Below are 14,723 nucleotides of genomic sequence, written 5' to 3'. Positions count from 1 at the left end.
CATCATCGTCGCGGAGAGAGCCCCCACCCTAACCCTCCCCCGCAAGCGGGAGAGGGAATGGACCGCCGTTTGGGCGACTAGCTTTCTTCACATGGATACGGACCCTCCATCCAGGCAAGCGGTCAAGCTCCCTCTCCCGCTTGCGGGGGAGGGTTGGGGTGGGGGTATCTCCGCATCGGAGGTGTCGATGGTCGATCCGGAACATCCCAACTGGAAGGTCTCCGACAGGCTGCGCACAAACGCACGGGCGCTTCGCAGGAACTCGACAGACGTCGAACGAATCCTCTGGTCGGAACTCCGTAATCATCGCCTGAACGGCGCTAGCTTCCGCCGTCAGGTCCCCATCAAGAACTTCATCGCCGATTTCGTCTGTCATGCGGCCAAGCTCGTGATCGAACTCGACGGGGGCCAGCATTTTTCTGATCAGGCAGAGCAAAAAGACGCCGTCCGATCCGCCGCTATTGAAGCGCAAGGCTTCAAGGTCCTCCGTTTCAGCAATCACGACGTCATGACAAACCGCACCGGCATTCTCGAAACAATTGCCGCTGCTGTTGCGGAGAGAGCCCCCACCCTGCCCCTCCCCCGCAAGCGGGAGAGGGGACAAGAGAAGCAAACACCATGAAATTCACGCTCTCCTGGCTGAAGGAACATCTCGACACCGACGAGCCCTTGGAAAAGCTCGCCGAGAAACTCACCATGATCGGGCTCGAGGTCGAGAGCATCGAGGACAAGGCGAAGGCGCTTGCGCCGTTTTCGATCGCGCGGGTGATCTCGGCCGAGCAGCATCCGAACGCGGATCGCCTGCGTGTCTGCATGGTCGATACCGGCGACGGCGGCGCGCCGGTGCAGGTCGTCTGCGGCGCGCCGAACGCGCGCGCGGGCCTGGTCAGCGTGTTTTCGCCGCCCGGCACGTTCATCCCAGGCAAGAACATTACGCTTGGCGTCGGCACCATCAGGGGCGTCGAGAGCCGAGGCATGCTGTGCTCGGCAGCCGAGCTCGAGATTTCCGAGGACCATGACGGCATCATGGAGTTGCCGGCCGATGCGCCCATCGGCAAGGGCTATGCCGAATGGGCGGGCCTCGGCGACCCCGTGCTCGAAATCAACCTGACGCCGAACCGCCAGGACTGCACCGGCGTGCACGGCATCGCGCGCGACCTCTCCGCCGCCGACATGGGCAAGTTCATCGATCCCGGCATCAGGCCGGTCAAAGGCGAATTTCCCTGCCCGGTGAAGGTGACGGTGGAAGATACCACGCTGTGCCCGGGCTTTGCGCTGCGGCTGGTGCGCGGCGTCAAGAACGGTCCCTCGCCGGAATGGCTGCAGAAGCGCCTGATCTCGATCGGATTGCGGCCGATCAATGCGCTGGTCGACATCACCAACTTCATGACCTACGACCGCGCCCGTCCCCTGCATGTGTTCGATGCGAAGAAGGTGACGGGCAATCTCAGGGTTCGTCGGGCGAAGGAAGGCGAGAGCCTGCTGGCGCTCGACGGCCGCACCTACACGCTCGATCCCACGATCTGCGTGATAGCGGATGAGCACGGCGTCGAATCGCTCGCCGGCATCATGGGCGGCGAGACCTCCGGCTGCGACGAGAACACATCAGACGTGCTGATCGAATCGGCGCTGTGGAACGAGATCAACATCGCCCAGACCGGGCGCAAGCTCGGCATCAATTCGGACGCACGCTACCGCTTTGAGCGCGGCGTCGATCCGGCGTTCATGGTGCCGGGGCTCGAGCTTGCGACCAAGCTGGTGATGGAGCTCTGCGGCGGCACGCCGTCGGAAACCGTGGTCGTCGGCAATGCCTTCGGCGACGACCGCATCATCGATTTCCCGCTCGCCGAGGTGAAACGCCTCGCGGGGATCGAGGTGCCGCTGGTCGAGATGCGGCGCATCCTCGGTCACCTCGGCTTCATGGTCGCCGGCAACGGCCCCGTGGTGAAGATCGCTGTCCCCTCCTGGCGCACCGACGTGCACGGCAAGGCCGATATCGTCGAGGAAATTGTCCGCATCGTGGGCGTCGAGAAGGTGCCGATGACGCCGTTCGAACGCGGCGACGATGCACGCAAGCCGGTGCTGACCACGATCCAGTCCCGCACCCGCCGCGCCAAGCGCGCGCTGGCCGCACGCGGCATGGTGGAAGCCGTGACCTGGTCGTTCATCTCCAAACCGCACGCCGAATTGTTCGGCGGCGGCCAGGCGGAGCTTGTGCTCGCCAACCCGATCGCGTCCGACCTCTCCGACATGCGGCCGAGCCTGCTGCCGGGCCTCGTCGCCGCGGCGCAGGCCAACACCAACCGCGGCTACCCGGATGTCGCGCTGTTCGAAGTCGGACAGGTCTTCAAGGGCGACAAACCCGAAAACCAGTTTGTCGCAGCCTCCGGCGTGCGCCACGGTTTTGCTTCGGCGAAGGGCATGGGGCGGCACTGGTCCGGCTCGGCCCAGACCGACGCGCTCGACGCCAAGGCCGACGCCTTCGCTGTGCTCGCTGCCGCCGGCGCGCCGATGCAGGCGCTGCAGATCGTGCCGGGTGGCGCGAGCTGGCTGCATCCGGGACGCTCCGGGACGATCCAGATCGGACCGCAGAACGTGCTCGGCTATTTCGGCGAGTTGCATCCGCGCACGCTTGAAGCGCTCGGCGCCGACGGCCCGCTGATGGCGTTCGAGGTGATCCTCGACCGCATTCCCGAAGCCAAGAAGAAGCCAAGCCGCGCCAAGCCGCTGCTCGAACTCTCCGCGTTCCAGCCGGTGTCGCGCGATTTTGCCTTCATCGTCGATCAAGGCGTCAAGGCCGGCGACATCGTTCGTGCCGCGCAAGGCGTCGACAAGAAGCTGATCACGGACGTATCGGTATTCGACGTCTATGAGGGCAAGGGCATCGATCCCGCCAAGAAATCGATCGCGATCGCCGTGACGATCCAGCCGCGCGAGAAAACGCTGACCGATCAGGAGATCGACGCGGTAGCGGCAAAGATCGTGGCCGAGGTGACGAAGAAGACCGGCGGCACCTTGCGGGGATGATGCCGCATGAGTCCCGCGGCGCTCATTCCGGCTGACGTTAGCCTCAACGCGGCGATGGCGATCTGCGCGGTCGCCTTCGTCTCAGGCACGGCGCGGGGGTTTTCCGGGTTCGGCTCGGCGCTGATCTTCATGCCGCTGGCGAGCTCGATCGCCGACCCGCGGCTGGTGGCGGCGCTGCTCCTGATCATCGACTTCGTTGCGGCCGCGCCACTGCTGCCGAATGCGTGGGAGAAGGCCGACCGCAAGGCGACCGCGGTCATAGTTACAGGCGCCTTGATCGGCGTGCCGATCGGCACCTATTTCCTTAGCCGGCTGGAGCCGGTGACGACGCGCTGGATCATTTCCATCTTCGTATTCGCGCTGCTGATGCTATTGCTCTCGGGCTGGCGCTACCGCGGCAAGGACCACGCGGCGATTGCGATCGGCATCGGAGGACTATCAGGCTTTTGCAGCGGGCTGGCGCAGACCGGCGGTCCGCCGATCGTCGGCTACTGGCTCGGCCGCCCGATTCCTTCCATCATCGCGCGCGCCAACATCGTGCTGTTCTTCGGCGCGTCGGATCTCTTCTCGGCCGTCAGCTACACCGCGACCGGGCTGATCACATTGGATGCGATCAAGTTCGCGTTCGTGGTCGGCCCCGTCTACGCCTGCGGCGTCTGGTTCGGTGCCTCGCTGTTCGGCAAGGCCAGCGAGACCGTATTCCGCGCGATCTGCTACGCGCTGATCGCGGCGGCGGTGATTTTTGGATTGCCGGCGCTGGATGGCGTGCTGCGCTGACATGCGAGATGCGTAGAGTGGGCAAGGCGCAGCGTGCCCACCACAACACGCACCGTCAGCGGAATGGTGGGCACGCTTCGCTTTGCCTACCCTACGGCCCTGCTATCAGTTGGTCGGGGACCCGCGCCGCCGCTGCTTCGACGGCCGCGCTTCCGGCTCGGGATCCCTTAACGCGCCGATCCGCCGCAACGCAGATTCGGCGGCGCGCTCGCCGCTCTCCCAGGCGCCGTCGATCGTTCCCCACAGCGTTTCATGGGTGGCTTCGCCGGCCAGATACATGCAGCCGATCGGCTCGGTCAGAACCTTGCGCGAGGACTGCCCGCCGGGCCCGGCTGCCGACATTGCGCCGAGCGCGAACGGCGCGGCGTTCCAGCGCGTCGCGCTCGATTTCTTCACCGCGGCCGCCGCCTCGCTGCCATACAGCTTGGTCAGCCATTCCACCGCAAACGCCACCATGGCCTTCTCGCCCTGCGCCGAGAGATCGCGACCGAACGAGCCGGCGACATCGAGGATGCAGAGGGACGAGCCGCCGATGTTGGCGTACATCAGCGCTGTCCTGGTCGAATTGCTCTGCTCGATGATGACGTCGTCACGGGCAAGGCCCATCGGATTGCCCGACATCTGCAGCGCGATCCGGTCGTAGCTGCCGAGACTGAGTTTCGACGCTGCATCAAGCATGCGCTTCGGGATGTCGGGCGCGAATTTGATATTGCCCGCGGCCAGCACGTTGGTCGACACCGTGACGACAGCGGCGCGCGCGACGATCTTTCCGGCTGACGTTTCCACCATGACGTCGCGGTTGCTCCAGGACATCCGGTTGGCCGGCGTCGACAGCGCCACCGGCACCTGCTCGCCGAGTTTTGCGATCAGCGTACCCAATCCCTGCCGGCAGCCGATCGCGGTGTTGCGGTCCTGCGCGCGAGACTTGTCACCGACAGAGACGTCCTTCAGATCCTTGCCGGAGAAGCTGGCCCCCAACACGAATTCCGTTGCGCCGGCCCAGTCGCCGAGATCCTTCGGCAATACCGATGCACAGGAGACGTCGAACCGCCGCGCGGCGTCGTCGATAGCGCGGTTGGCGCGCACCAGAGCGGCGAGAAACTCCTCGGTCTCGCCTGGCCGGGCGTTACGGCGGCCGATGCGAATCCTCTGGCCCGAGGGCGCGGTCGCGATCTCGAGGCCCGCTGATCGCGCCAGCTTGATCATTGGATTGGTCTCGGGATTGTGCATCCAGCGCGCGCCGCGATCGAACGGCACGTCGAAGGTGGAAGTGTCGGTCTGGCAGCGGCCACCGATCTGGTTGGCCGCCTCCACCACGATCACCTTGCGATTCGCCGCCATGATCCGCCGCGCCGCAGCAATGCCGGCCGCGCCCGCGCCGATCACGACGATGTCAGCGTCGCGTGGCAGGGGTGCCGCTCCCGCCCGTCCTCCGGAAAAAACCGGAATCGCCGCCAAGCCGGCGGACGCCGACAGAAAGGTGCGGCGGGTCAATGTCATGTCATGGTTTCCACGGCCTGAAGGAAGCGAGAACAGCTAGCGAACTGTGCCGCATCTCACGTGACGCAGCAACACTCATGGTAAATCAATCATGATTGATCCGTCCTGTGCATGAACTAAATTGAAACGGCTTGCGACCATGATAAGGAAACAAAAAAAGCGGGAGAAAAGCCGCTCTGGGGGAGTTTCATGGGCGTAATGCTCGACACTATCGGCCAGGTGATTGCGGGCTACCTGCAGAAGGAAGTCCCGGGCTATGAGCCGTTCACACCCAGCGACCCCGAGCATCTGCGCGGCGTCATCGAGCCCGGCGATGTGCTGCTGGTCGAAGGCAACAACCGCATTTCCGGCATCATCAAATACCTCACGCAATCCACCTGGTCGCACGCCGCGCTCTATGTCGGCCCGGTCGACGGCGCGACCGAGCCCGACGGCGAGCCGCATGTGCTGATCGAGGCCAATATCGGCGAGGGCGTGACCTCGGCCCCGCTATCGAAATATTATCCCTATCACACCCGCCTCTGCCGCCCGATCGGCCTGTCCTACGAGGACCGCACCACGGTGTGCCGCTACGCCATCAATCGCATCGGCTTTGGCTACGACACCAAGAACATCGTCGACCTCATGCGCTACCTGATTCCGCTGCCGATACCGCAGCGCTGGCGGCGCCGCATGATCGCATTCGGCTCTGGCGATCCCACCAAGATCATCTGCTCGGCGCTGATCGCGCAGGCGTTCGACGCCGTTCGTTATCCGATCCTGCCCAAGATCACCCGCGCCGCCTCGCGAAAAGCCCGGCGCGAAATCCTGCACATCCGCGATTCCTCGCTCTACATGCCGCGCGATTTCGACATCTCGCCCTATTTCGAAGTCGTCAAACCCACCATCGTGCACGGCTTCGACTACACCGCCCTGCACTGGGCCGACAAGCAGAAGCCGCTCGCGGAGGTAGCGGGCGAATTCGGTGTGTTTCCAGAGGTCAAGTCGCCGCCGCTTGTTCCTGAAGAGGTTGACCAAGAGGCGCCGCTTCCGGTTGCGGTTGAAGAAGTGATCGTCGAGGAAATCACCGTCGAAACGACGATGGTCGAACGCGTCACCGTGTCGGAACATTATCTCGCCGTCGAATACGTCCCGGTCCGCCCGCCGGAGCGCCGGATGAAGCCGCGCGAGATGGTGACGTAAGCACGGATTGTAGGGTGGGCAAAGCGAAGCGTGCCCACCATTACAAGCCAACAATTCGAGTCAAGCGTGCCGACTGGTGGCTTGGATGTGAATTTTGTATTCGGTGGAGTGGCGGCGCGCGGAGCCATGCGTAGCGCAGCGTGCCGCCGCGGTCGGTGCGCTCAGGAACTGGCTTCCGACGATTTATGCAGCGTCTCACTGCATCACCTCATATCCGGTCGGGCGTACAGCCCGGTACCCACATTCCGCATGCATGCGGCGAGGAAGCCACGAGGATGAGACCCATCTACGAAACGGCCTGTTGATTTGGCCCGAGGGTGGCACGGTCATCATCCATTCCGCGCGGACCGCGGCCGATGCCGCGACGCCTTGGCGTTGGTTGAAGCGGTTACGCCTTTGCGGTCTTGAGTCTTGCGCCATCCGGCACAAGCCCGGTCGTGAGATAGCGCCAGAGCGCCACCACCAGCTTGCGCGCCAGGGCCACGATGGCGACGCGCTTGATGCGCTTGCCGGCATTGAGCGTGCGTCGCCGGTACTCTTGGGTGAGTTTGCTGTCCGGCTGATGCCGCAGCCACAGCCAGGCCAGTTCGATCGCGGCACAGCGGGCGCGTGGATTGCCCGCCTTGCTGATCCCCTGGTCGCGGTCGACCCCGCCGCTCTGCCACGGACTGGGCGTCAACCCGAAATAGCTCCCAACCTCACGCCGGTTACGGAAGTCCTTGTAGAACACCTCGTTGGTCAGCGTCGTCGCGAACGCAGGGCCGAGGCATTTGAGCCGGAGCAACAGCTCGCTACGCTCGGTCATCTGCGCCGCCCCAGGGGTTGGATCCGCTGAGGCCTGCTGCGCGAGTGCCTCAAGCCGTTCGCGCACCAGCATCAGTCGCGCGTGTTCGTGCCTGATCTCGCTCAGCATCCGTGGCGGCACCGCCTGGCCCTGCCAATCCCGCTGCACCGCCAGCCAGCTCAGCCAGTCGCGCCGGCGCGGATTCCCGACCGCCATGCCCAACAGCCGCAGCAGCGCCTTGATCCGGCTGGTGTGAGCGGTCTGTTCCTTGACCAGCCGGCCGCGTTCGCGGCTGGCGCGGCGGGCGTCCTCTTGCTCCGGCGCCGGCACCCGCACGATCCGCACCACCCGTGGCTCACCGCGCAGATACGCCATCAGCGTCCGCAACATCTTCTCGCCGTCGATCCGGTCGGTCTTCACCCGCCGCGCCCGCTGATCCACAGCAATGCTCGCAGGGTCAAACACGTAGTTCGTGATTCCTGCCGCCAGCAGAAGCCGGTGTAGCCAGAACCCGTCATAGCCGGCCTCGTAGCAGCTCACCACCGCCGGAACGCCTCCCAGCGCCCGAGCCGCCCGCTCCCGAACCCGACTGATCAACGCCAATAGTTCGACATCATCGCCACCCTCCAGCTTATGGCGGGATAGCTTGTCTTTGTCCGGGCTGTGCAGCGTCACCAACCAGCTCTTCTGGCTGAGTTCAATCGCAACGAAAATCGTGCCAAACTGTGCGGCGGTGGGCGTGTCTACGGTCGATGCTTGCATCTGACTCTCCGATGGTTCGAGTGTGGAAACCCAAACCTACCGGAGAGGGCACGCTCACCGCCCCATGGAATCTACAAGCTAAAACCTCCCCGCCAGCGTCAATCTCACTGCCAATGGTTCGGCGGGATGCACATGCCGGTCGGCCACGCCACCGATCGGCTCGCCGGGCAATCGCGACAGATAGTAATATTCGATCTGGTTGGTCCGCGCGTTGAAGAGATTGAGCACGTCGAGTTGCAGCTGCAGGCCGTTGTCGAATTTGTAGCCGGCCCGCGCGTTGAAGATCAGCGACGCTTGCGAACGAACACTGTCGTCCTCGATCAGGGGACGCGGGCCAAAATAACGCCCGCGCAGCGCGCCGAACCAGCCGGTCTCCCCGCCGAACGTCACGCCGCCGGCCGCCACCCATGCCGGCGCGCCCGGGATGAAATTGCCAGCGGCATCGAAATCGGTGAAGCGAGCGCGGGTATAGGCGACGTCGAGATCGAGCCGCATCCAGGGCAGCACCTGATATTGATTGGTCCACTCTACGCCGACCCGCCGGCTCGGCCGGCTGGCTTCGGTAGTCCCGGCATCGCCGACGAACAGCAGTTCGGAATCGAAGTTCAGCACGAACACCGCGAGCGAACTCGTGAGCCCTTCAACCGCCTTGGTGCGGATGCCGACCTCCGCGCCCTTCGAGCGGACCAATAGCGGCACGCGATCCTGCGGCGTCACCTTGTCGATGGGATCGACGGTAATGGTCGCGCCCCTGATATCGTTGGAGTGCAGGCCGTAGCCGGCATTGCCGTAGAATTCAGTCCTGTACCACGGCCCCAGCACGAAGCCGGCCTTGGGGCTCGTCATCGACGCCTGCGCATTGCCGGAATTCTGCGGCGTGTCGCTGATCACCCTCCCCGCAAAATAATCCTCGCGGATGCCGATCGTGGTGCGCAGCCAGTCGGTCCAGCGCGCCGTCGTGTCGGCCCACAGGCCGACATTGCCCTCGCGCACGCTGTCTTCGCGAACGGTCGAAAGCGTCTCGCGCTGCAACGTCTTGAACAGGCCGACGCGGATATCGTCGCCGCGCGTCTGCAACCCGACACGAGTCTGCGTTTCGATACCGCCCACGCGCATGTCGAAGGCGTGGCTGGCGTTGAGGCCATAGACCGTGCGTCGATCCATCTGGCTGAACTGATCGCCATTGACGGGGTCGTCGAGAAAGTAGGTGAAATTGTTGTAGAGCCGCAGCGACGAGTTGATCACATAGGCGTTGATCTTGCTCTGTCCGTACGCACTCGATTGCGCCCAATTGCTCGACAGCGAGAACCGGCTCGCGACGCCGCCATCGGTCGGATCGAGCGAACCGAACCGGCCGATAATGCCCCGATCGATCGCACGCTGCGCCACCTGATCGGTCGAATTCCAGCCGTTGGAATAGGCCATCGCCGACAGGGTGAACCCGTCGGTGGCATTGCCCTGGCTGTAGCGCAGCACGCCGTTGAGCTTGCGCACATTGTCAGGCACGTCCCACGGGCCGTTGTGTTTGACGCCTTCGACAGCCGCGAGCAGCGTGCCTGCACCGACCGCAGTCGACCCTGCCGCTAAGCCACGGTGATAGCCAAAACTGCCATTGGTTGTCTCCAAAATGTTCTTCGGCAGCCTGTTGACATAGTCGATCGCGACCGATCCGGCGGAGCCGAAGTCGCCGACATCAGCGAAGTATGGACCCTTGCGGACATTCACCGACTGGATCAGCTCGGGAATCATGAAATTGATGTCGGCATACCCCTGACCGTGGCCATGGGTCGGCATGTTGACGGGCATGCCGTCGACGCTGATGGCAAGATCGGTGCCGTGGTCGAGATTGAAGCCGCGCAAGAAATACTGGTTGGCTTTGCCCTCGCCGGAATGCTGGGTGACGATCAGCCCGGGAACCGCCTCCAGCGCCTCGCCGACGCGCGAGAACGGCCGGGCATTCACCTCAGCGCCGCTGATGCTGATAGCACTGGCGGCGGTGGGTTGGAGATATGCCGGACCAGATGTCGCGGAGCCGGCCGTCACGCCGCTACTGACCTGGGGCGGAATTTCAGCGCTTGGTTGGACTGCGGATGAATTTCGCGCACTTCTCTCGCGGCGGGGCAGCTTGGTCCGGTTACGTGGCCATGCTTGGGGCGGAGTAACCGTCACCGCGGGAAGCTGGCCGGACCCTGCCGCAGCGGTACTCTGCGCATCTGCGGGAGATGCCATGACGAACAGGGATGCGGCAGCGGAGAATGCTCCCCAGGCAGTTCTACGCAACGCTCATGCCCCGCAGGATAACTGCTACAGTCGGCATGCGACCGCATCAATTCGACTTAACCGGCGCCTCACGCTAGCAAGCGCAGTATGACGATACAATAGAAATATCATACTCCGGCTCAGGACAGAATTTTCCATGCAACGGATCACCATCACGATCGAAGACGATCTGCTCGCCGAGATCGACGCGGCGGCGGAAGCCCGCGGCTATCAGAACCGCTCCGAGATCATCCGCGATCTCGCCCGCGCCGGCCTGCAGCAGAACGCCGAGGACGCAGCGCCGTCAGGCCAATGCGTTGCGGCGCTGGTCTATGTCTACGATCACGCCGCGCGCGACCTGTCGAAACGGTTGGTGCAGAGCTTCCACGGCCACCACGATCTGTCGCTAGCAACGCTGCATGTCCATCTCGACGACGACTCTTGCATGGAGGTGACGGCGTTGAAGGGCGCCAGCGGTGAGGTCCGGCACTTTGCCGATCACATCATCGCCGAGCGCGGCGTACGCTACGGCCGCGTGGTGATGATCCCGACGGCGTCCGACAAGAAGCCGAAAGCGCGCAAGCACGGCCATCACTACGACTAAGGCGCGTTGCTGCCTTATCTGTCGGAGCGGCCGATCACGGCCATCAGCTCCGCGATCTTCTCGCGCTGGTCGGCCTTGTTGCCGCTGGTGATGGCGTGCTCGACGCAATGCGAGACGTGATCCCGCAGCACTTCCTCCTCGACGCGGCGCAGCGCAGCCCGCACGGCGGAGATCTGCGTGACGATGTCGATGCAGTAGCGGTCCTCGTCGACCATCTTTGACAGGCCGCGGACCTGGCCCTCGATCCGGCTGAGGCGCTTTTGACAGGATGCCTTGATGTCTTTTCGCATGGAGCCTATATACCCCTACAGGGTATAGGTTTCAAGCGCCGGAGCGGATGATGAACAGGAATGAGAACGCCGATCGAGACGGCGCGTCCAACAGCGCCTGCTGCGGCGGCCATGGCCATGCTCACCATCATCACAGTAACGCTGCCGCAACCGTGCGCGACCCCGTTTGCGGCATGACCGTGAACCCCGAGACCAGCAAGCACCGCTTCGACTACAAGGGCGAGACCTTTCATTTCTGCTCGGCCGGTTGCCGGACCAAATTCGCCGCCGATCCCCTCGCCTATCTCGAAAAGGACAAGCAACCGAAGGCCGCGGTGCCGGAAGGGGCGATCTACACCTGCCCGATGCACCCGGAGATCCGCCAGGTCGGCCCCGGAAGCTGCCCGATATGCGGCATGGCGCTGGAGCCGGAGGTCACGAGTCTGGATACGCCGCCCAATCCAGAACTGGCCGACATGACGCGCCGCTTCTGGATCGGCCTCGTGCTCGCGCTGCCCGCGGTCGTCCTCGAAATGGGCGGTCACCTCGTCGGCGGCCATGGCTTCGTCGATCCGACGCTATCGAACTGGATCCAGTTCGCGTCCGCCACTCCCGTCGTGCTCTGGGCCGGCTGGCCGTTCTTCGTGCGCGGCTGGCAATCGCTACAGACGCGCAATCTCAACATGTTCACGCTGATCGCGATGGGCACCGGCGTCGCCTATGTCTACAGCGTCATCGGCACGGTCGCGCCCGGTATCTTTCCCGCCACCTTCCGCGGCCATGGCGGCGCCGTCGCGGTCTACTTCGAAGCGGCTGCCGTCATCACCGTGCTCGTACTGCTCGGCCAGGTGCTCGAACTGCGCGCGCGTGAAGCGACGTCAGGAGCGATCAAGGCGCTGCTGCAGCTTGCACCGAAGACGGCGCGCCGGATCGGCGACGATGACGCGGACCATGAAGTCGAGATCGACACCCTCGCCGTCGGCGACAGATTGCGCGTGCGGCCGGGCGAGAAGGTGCCGGTCGACGGCGTCATTCTCGAAGGCCGCTCCTCGCTCGATGAGGCACTGGTGACGGGCGAATCCATGCCCGTGACCAAGGAAGCCGGCAGCAAGGTCATCGCCGGCACGCTCAATCAATCCGGCGGCTTCGTCATGCGCGCCGAGAAAGTCGGACGCGATACGCTGCTGTCGCAGATCGTGAAGATGGTGGCAGACGCGCAGCGCTCGCGTGCGCCGATCCAGCGGCTGGCAGATCAGGTCGCTGGCTGGTTTGTGCCGACGGTGATCGCCGTGGCGCTGCTTGCGTTCGGCGCCTGGGCATGGTTCGGCCCCGAACCGCGCCTGGCATTCGGCCTGGTCGCTGCGGTCAGCGTGCTCATTATCGCTTGTCCCTGCGCACTCGGCCTTGCCACGCCGATGTCGATCATGGTCGGCGTCGGGCATGGCGCGCAGGCCGGCGTGCTGATCAAGAATGCGGAAGCGCTGGAGCGCATGGAGAAGGTCGATACGCTGGTGGTCGACAAGACGGGCACGCTGACCGAAGGCAGGCCGAAGGTGGTCGCCATCGTTCCGGCAGACGGATTTAACGAGACCGATATTCTGCGGCTGGCTGCCACCGTCGAGCGGGCGAGCGAACACCCGCTGGCCGATGCGATCGTGCGATCAGCCAGGGAGCGCAATCTCGATCTCGGTAAAGTCGAAGAGTTCGACTCGCCGACCGGCAAGGGCGCCACCGGCAAGGTCGACGGCAAGACCATTGTGCTTGGCAATGCGAACTTCCTGCAATCGCTCAACATCGACGCGAGCGTATTGAACGATGAGGGCGAACGTCTCCGCGGCGAGGGCGCGACCGTCATCAGCATGGCCATTGATGGCAAGCTCGCGGGCCTTTTCGCCATCGCCGACCCGGTGAAGGCATCGACGCCAGACGCGCTGAAGGCGCTGGCGGCTGAAGGCATCAAGGTCATCATGCTCACGGGCGACAACCGAACCACCGCGAACGCCGTAGCAAGAAGCCTCGGTATCGCCGATGTCGAAGCGGAGGTGCTGCCCGATCAGAAGAGCGCGGTGGTGGCAAAACTGCAGAAGGCCGGAAGGATCGTCGCGATGGCGGGCGACGGCGTCAACGACGCCCCGGCGCTCGCCGCCGCCGAGGTCGGCATTGCCATGGGCACCGGCACCGATGTCGCGATGGAAAGCGCAGGGGTCACGCTGTTGAGGGGCGATCTTGTCGGCATCGTCCGCGCTCGCCGCCTGTCGCAGGCGACCATGCGCAATATCAGGCAAAACCTGTTCTTCGCCTTCGTCTACAACGCCGCCGGCATCCCGATCGCCGCCGGCATTCTCTATCCGGCGTTCGGCTTGTTGCTATCGCCAATCATCGCCGCTGCGGCGATGGCGCTATCTTCGGTGAGCGTCGTCGGCAACGCGCTGCGGCTGCGGATGACGCGGCTGTAGTTGGGAAGGCGAGCCGTTGCGGTCGTCGGCAAGGAAGGCATGGATGGCCGGGTCAAGCCCGGCCATGACGAAAGGCGTTCAGGCCGCCCTCGCCGCTCTCCCGCGCGGCAAGCCGGCCCGCGCCAATCCGCCATACAGCGCCTCACCGGGCATTTCGGATTTCAGAATTCCGCGCACCGCAATCAGCTTCTCGATATCGATGCCGGTGGCAAATCCCTTGCTCTCGCACAGGAACGCGAGGTCCTCAAACACGACATTGCCGGTGGCGCCCGGCGCGAACGGGCAACCGCCGAGACCACCGAGCGATCCGTCGAGCACACGCGCCCCGGCATCGAGCGCGGCGGAAGCGTTGGCGATGCCCATGCCTCTGGTGTCATGCAGGTGAATGCAGATCGGCCTGGCTCCCGCGATCTTCACCGCCCCTGCGACGAGTTCACCGACCTGCTTCGGCCCGGCATAACCGACCGTGTCGGCGATCGCGACCATGTCGACGCCAGCTTCGAACAGCTTTTCCGTCAACCGCAACACTTCCTTTAGGTCTACCGGCCCCACGATCGAGCAACCCAGCGCCATCGAGATCGCGGAATTTACCACCGGCTTGTGCGCGCTGGCGTCGCGCAACTCGCAGAGCCGCCTGACGTTGGCGATCGCAGATTCGCGCGAACGGTTGGCGTTGGCCTGGCTGTGCTCCTCGGTCGCCGAAACCACCGTCGCCACTTCCGCAACGCCCGACGCCAGCGCCTCGTTGACACCGCGCTCGTTCAGCGTCAGCGCGATGCCGTAAGCGCCGGGCAGCGATGCCACGGTCGCGATGATGTCCTGCACATCGGCGAATTGCGGAAACGTCTTCGCCGGCAGGAATGAGCCGACCTCGAAGTGCCGCACGCCGGCGGCATATTCGTCGCGGATCCAGCGCTGCTTGGCGGCGGTGGACGGAAACGTCTTCACGAGCTGCAGGCCGTCGCGCAGGCCTACCTCGCGCAGCACGATCTTGTTGTCTGGATAGAGTTCCTGAACACGGGTCATAGCAGCCTCTAGCGGCGTTGTTTTTTGACGGCGGTTCGCCTCCCGGGAGCCGGCAGGCTCTTGCCGAAACCCCTGGG

Annotated in this window: 11 protein-coding genes; 6 read left to right on the top strand and 5 right to left on the bottom strand. The window is 64.4% G+C overall.

From position 1 onward, the window contains the following. Positions 1 to 187 precede the first annotated feature (187 nt). Genes ACH79_RS10980 through ACH79_RS10970 form a run of 3 tightly spaced genes read left to right on the top strand, consistent with a single transcriptional unit; the run spans position 188 to position 3,804 of the window. The gene (locus ACH79_RS10980; RefSeq protein ID WP_161851040.1) at positions 188 to 622 is read left to right on the top strand and encodes an endonuclease domain-containing protein; all 435 of its coding nucleotides are present in this window, start codon (positions 188 to 190) and stop codon (positions 620 to 622) included. After that, the gene (pheT, locus tag ACH79_RS10975) at positions 619 to 3,027 is read left to right on the top strand and encodes a phenylalanine--tRNA ligase subunit beta (protein WP_161851039.1); all 2,409 of its coding nucleotides are present in this window, start codon (positions 619 to 621) and stop codon (positions 3,025 to 3,027) included. Before ACH79_RS10980 ends, pheT begins: the two co-directional genes overlap by 4 nt. A 6-nt stretch (positions 3,028 to 3,033) precedes the next feature. Continuing rightward, the gene (locus tag ACH79_RS10970; protein WP_161851038.1) at positions 3,034 to 3,804 is read left to right on the top strand and encodes a sulfite exporter TauE/SafE family protein; all 771 of its coding nucleotides are present in this window, start codon (positions 3,034 to 3,036) and stop codon (positions 3,802 to 3,804) included. Between the two features lie 105 nt (positions 3,805 to 3,909). Here ACH79_RS10970 and ACH79_RS10965 read toward each other — a convergent pair whose 3' ends face one another. Then, positions 3,910 to 5,304 (bottom strand): NAD(P)/FAD-dependent oxidoreductase, encoded by a 1,395-nt coding sequence (locus tag ACH79_RS10965; RefSeq protein ID WP_161851037.1) that lies wholly within the window; start codon positions 5,302 to 5,304, stop codon positions 3,910 to 3,912. Between the two features lie 189 nt (positions 5,305 to 5,493). Between ACH79_RS10965 and ACH79_RS10960 the strand changes: the two genes are divergently transcribed. Continuing rightward, positions 5,494 to 6,486 (top strand): YiiX/YebB-like N1pC/P60 family cysteine hydrolase, encoded by a 993-nt coding sequence (locus ACH79_RS10960; protein ID WP_161851036.1) that lies wholly within the window; start codon positions 5,494 to 5,496, stop codon positions 6,484 to 6,486. Between the two features lie 388 nt (positions 6,487 to 6,874). Here the strand turns inward: ACH79_RS10960 and ACH79_RS10955 are convergent, their stop codons facing one another. Together ACH79_RS10955 and ACH79_RS10950 are read right to left on the bottom strand one after the other, a co-directional pair. Continuing rightward, positions 6,875 to 8,032, bottom strand: a complete 1,158-nt coding sequence (locus ACH79_RS10955; RefSeq protein WP_161851035.1) for an IS110 family transposase — start codon at positions 8,030 to 8,032, stop codon at positions 6,875 to 6,877. Positions 8,033 to 8,110: 78 nt separating this feature from the next. Beyond that, complete coding sequence (locus ACH79_RS10950) at positions 8,111 to 10,261, bottom strand: TonB-dependent receptor (protein ID WP_161856311.1); 2,151 nt, start codon at positions 10,259 to 10,261, stop codon at positions 8,111 to 8,113. 187 nt (positions 10,262 to 10,448) lie between these two features. Here ACH79_RS10950 and nikR point away from each other — a divergent pair, with 187 nt between their 5' ends. Beyond that, complete coding sequence (gene nikR, locus ACH79_RS10945; protein WP_161851034.1) at positions 10,449 to 10,895, top strand: nickel-responsive transcriptional regulator NikR; 447 nt, start codon at positions 10,449 to 10,451, stop codon at positions 10,893 to 10,895. Positions 10,896 to 10,909: 14 nt separating this feature from the next. Here the strand turns inward: nikR and ACH79_RS10940 are convergent, their stop codons facing one another. Further along, entirely contained in the window at positions 10,910 to 11,185 is a 276-nt protein-coding gene (locus ACH79_RS10940) for a metal-sensitive transcriptional regulator (protein ID WP_027540012.1), read from the bottom strand. A gap of 50 nt (positions 11,186 to 11,235) precedes the next feature. Here ACH79_RS10940 and ACH79_RS10935 point away from each other — a divergent pair, with 50 nt between their 5' ends. Further along, positions 11,236 to 13,620, top strand: coding sequence for a heavy metal translocating P-type ATPase (locus tag ACH79_RS10935; protein ID WP_305764724.1), 2,385 nt, complete (start codon positions 11,236 to 11,238; stop codon positions 13,618 to 13,620). A gap of 78 nt (positions 13,621 to 13,698) precedes the next feature. On the opposite strand, the gene ACH79_RS10930 is transcribed toward ACH79_RS10935, so the two are convergent. Next, positions 13,699 to 14,646, bottom strand: a complete 948-nt coding sequence (locus ACH79_RS10930) for a hydroxymethylglutaryl-CoA lyase (protein ID WP_161851032.1) — start codon at positions 14,644 to 14,646, stop codon at positions 13,699 to 13,701. Positions 14,647 to 14,723 lie beyond the last annotated feature (77 nt).

The sequence above is a fragment of the Bradyrhizobium sp. CCBAU 051011 genome, from assembly GCF_009930815.1.
GTDB lineage: Bacteria > Pseudomonadota > Alphaproteobacteria > Rhizobiales > Xanthobacteraceae > Bradyrhizobium.
The sequence above is the reverse complement of the archived record's forward strand: the minus strand, read 5'-3'. Positions and strand labels throughout refer to the sequence as shown.

Coding starts and splice junctions, on each gene's coding strand:
- ACH79_RS10980 (WP_161851040.1), top strand. CDS start 188: ATGGTCGATCCGGAACATCCCAACTGGAAGGTCTCCGACAGGCTGCGC.
- ACH79_RS10950 (WP_161856311.1), bottom strand. CDS start 10,261: ATGGCATCTCCCGCAGATGCGCAGAGTACCGCTGCGGCAGGGTCCGGC.
- ACH79_RS10960 (WP_161851036.1), top strand. CDS start 5,494: ATGGGCGTAATGCTCGACACTATCGGCCAGGTGATTGCGGGCTACCTG.
- ACH79_RS10970 (WP_161851038.1), top strand. CDS start 3,034: ATGAGTCCCGCGGCGCTCATTCCGGCTGACGTTAGCCTCAACGCGGCG.
- ACH79_RS10935 (WP_305764724.1), top strand. CDS start 11,236: ATGAACAGGAATGAGAACGCCGATCGAGACGGCGCGTCCAACAGCGCC.
- nikR (WP_161851034.1), top strand. CDS start 10,449: ATGCAACGGATCACCATCACGATCGAAGACGATCTGCTCGCCGAGATC.
- ACH79_RS10930 (WP_161851032.1), bottom strand. CDS start 14,646: ATGACCCGTGTTCAGGAACTCTATCCAGACAACAAGATCGTGCTGCGC.
- ACH79_RS10965 (WP_161851037.1), bottom strand. CDS start 5,304: ATGACATTGACCCGCCGCACCTTTCTGTCGGCGTCCGCCGGCTTGGCG.
- ACH79_RS10955 (WP_161851035.1), bottom strand. CDS start 8,032: ATGCAAGCATCGACCGTAGACACGCCCACCGCCGCACAGTTTGGCACG.
- pheT (WP_161851039.1), top strand. CDS start 619: ATGAAATTCACGCTCTCCTGGCTGAAGGAACATCTCGACACCGACGAG.
- ACH79_RS10940 (WP_027540012.1), bottom strand. CDS start 11,185: ATGCGAAAAGACATCAAGGCATCCTGTCAAAAGCGCCTCAGCCGGATC.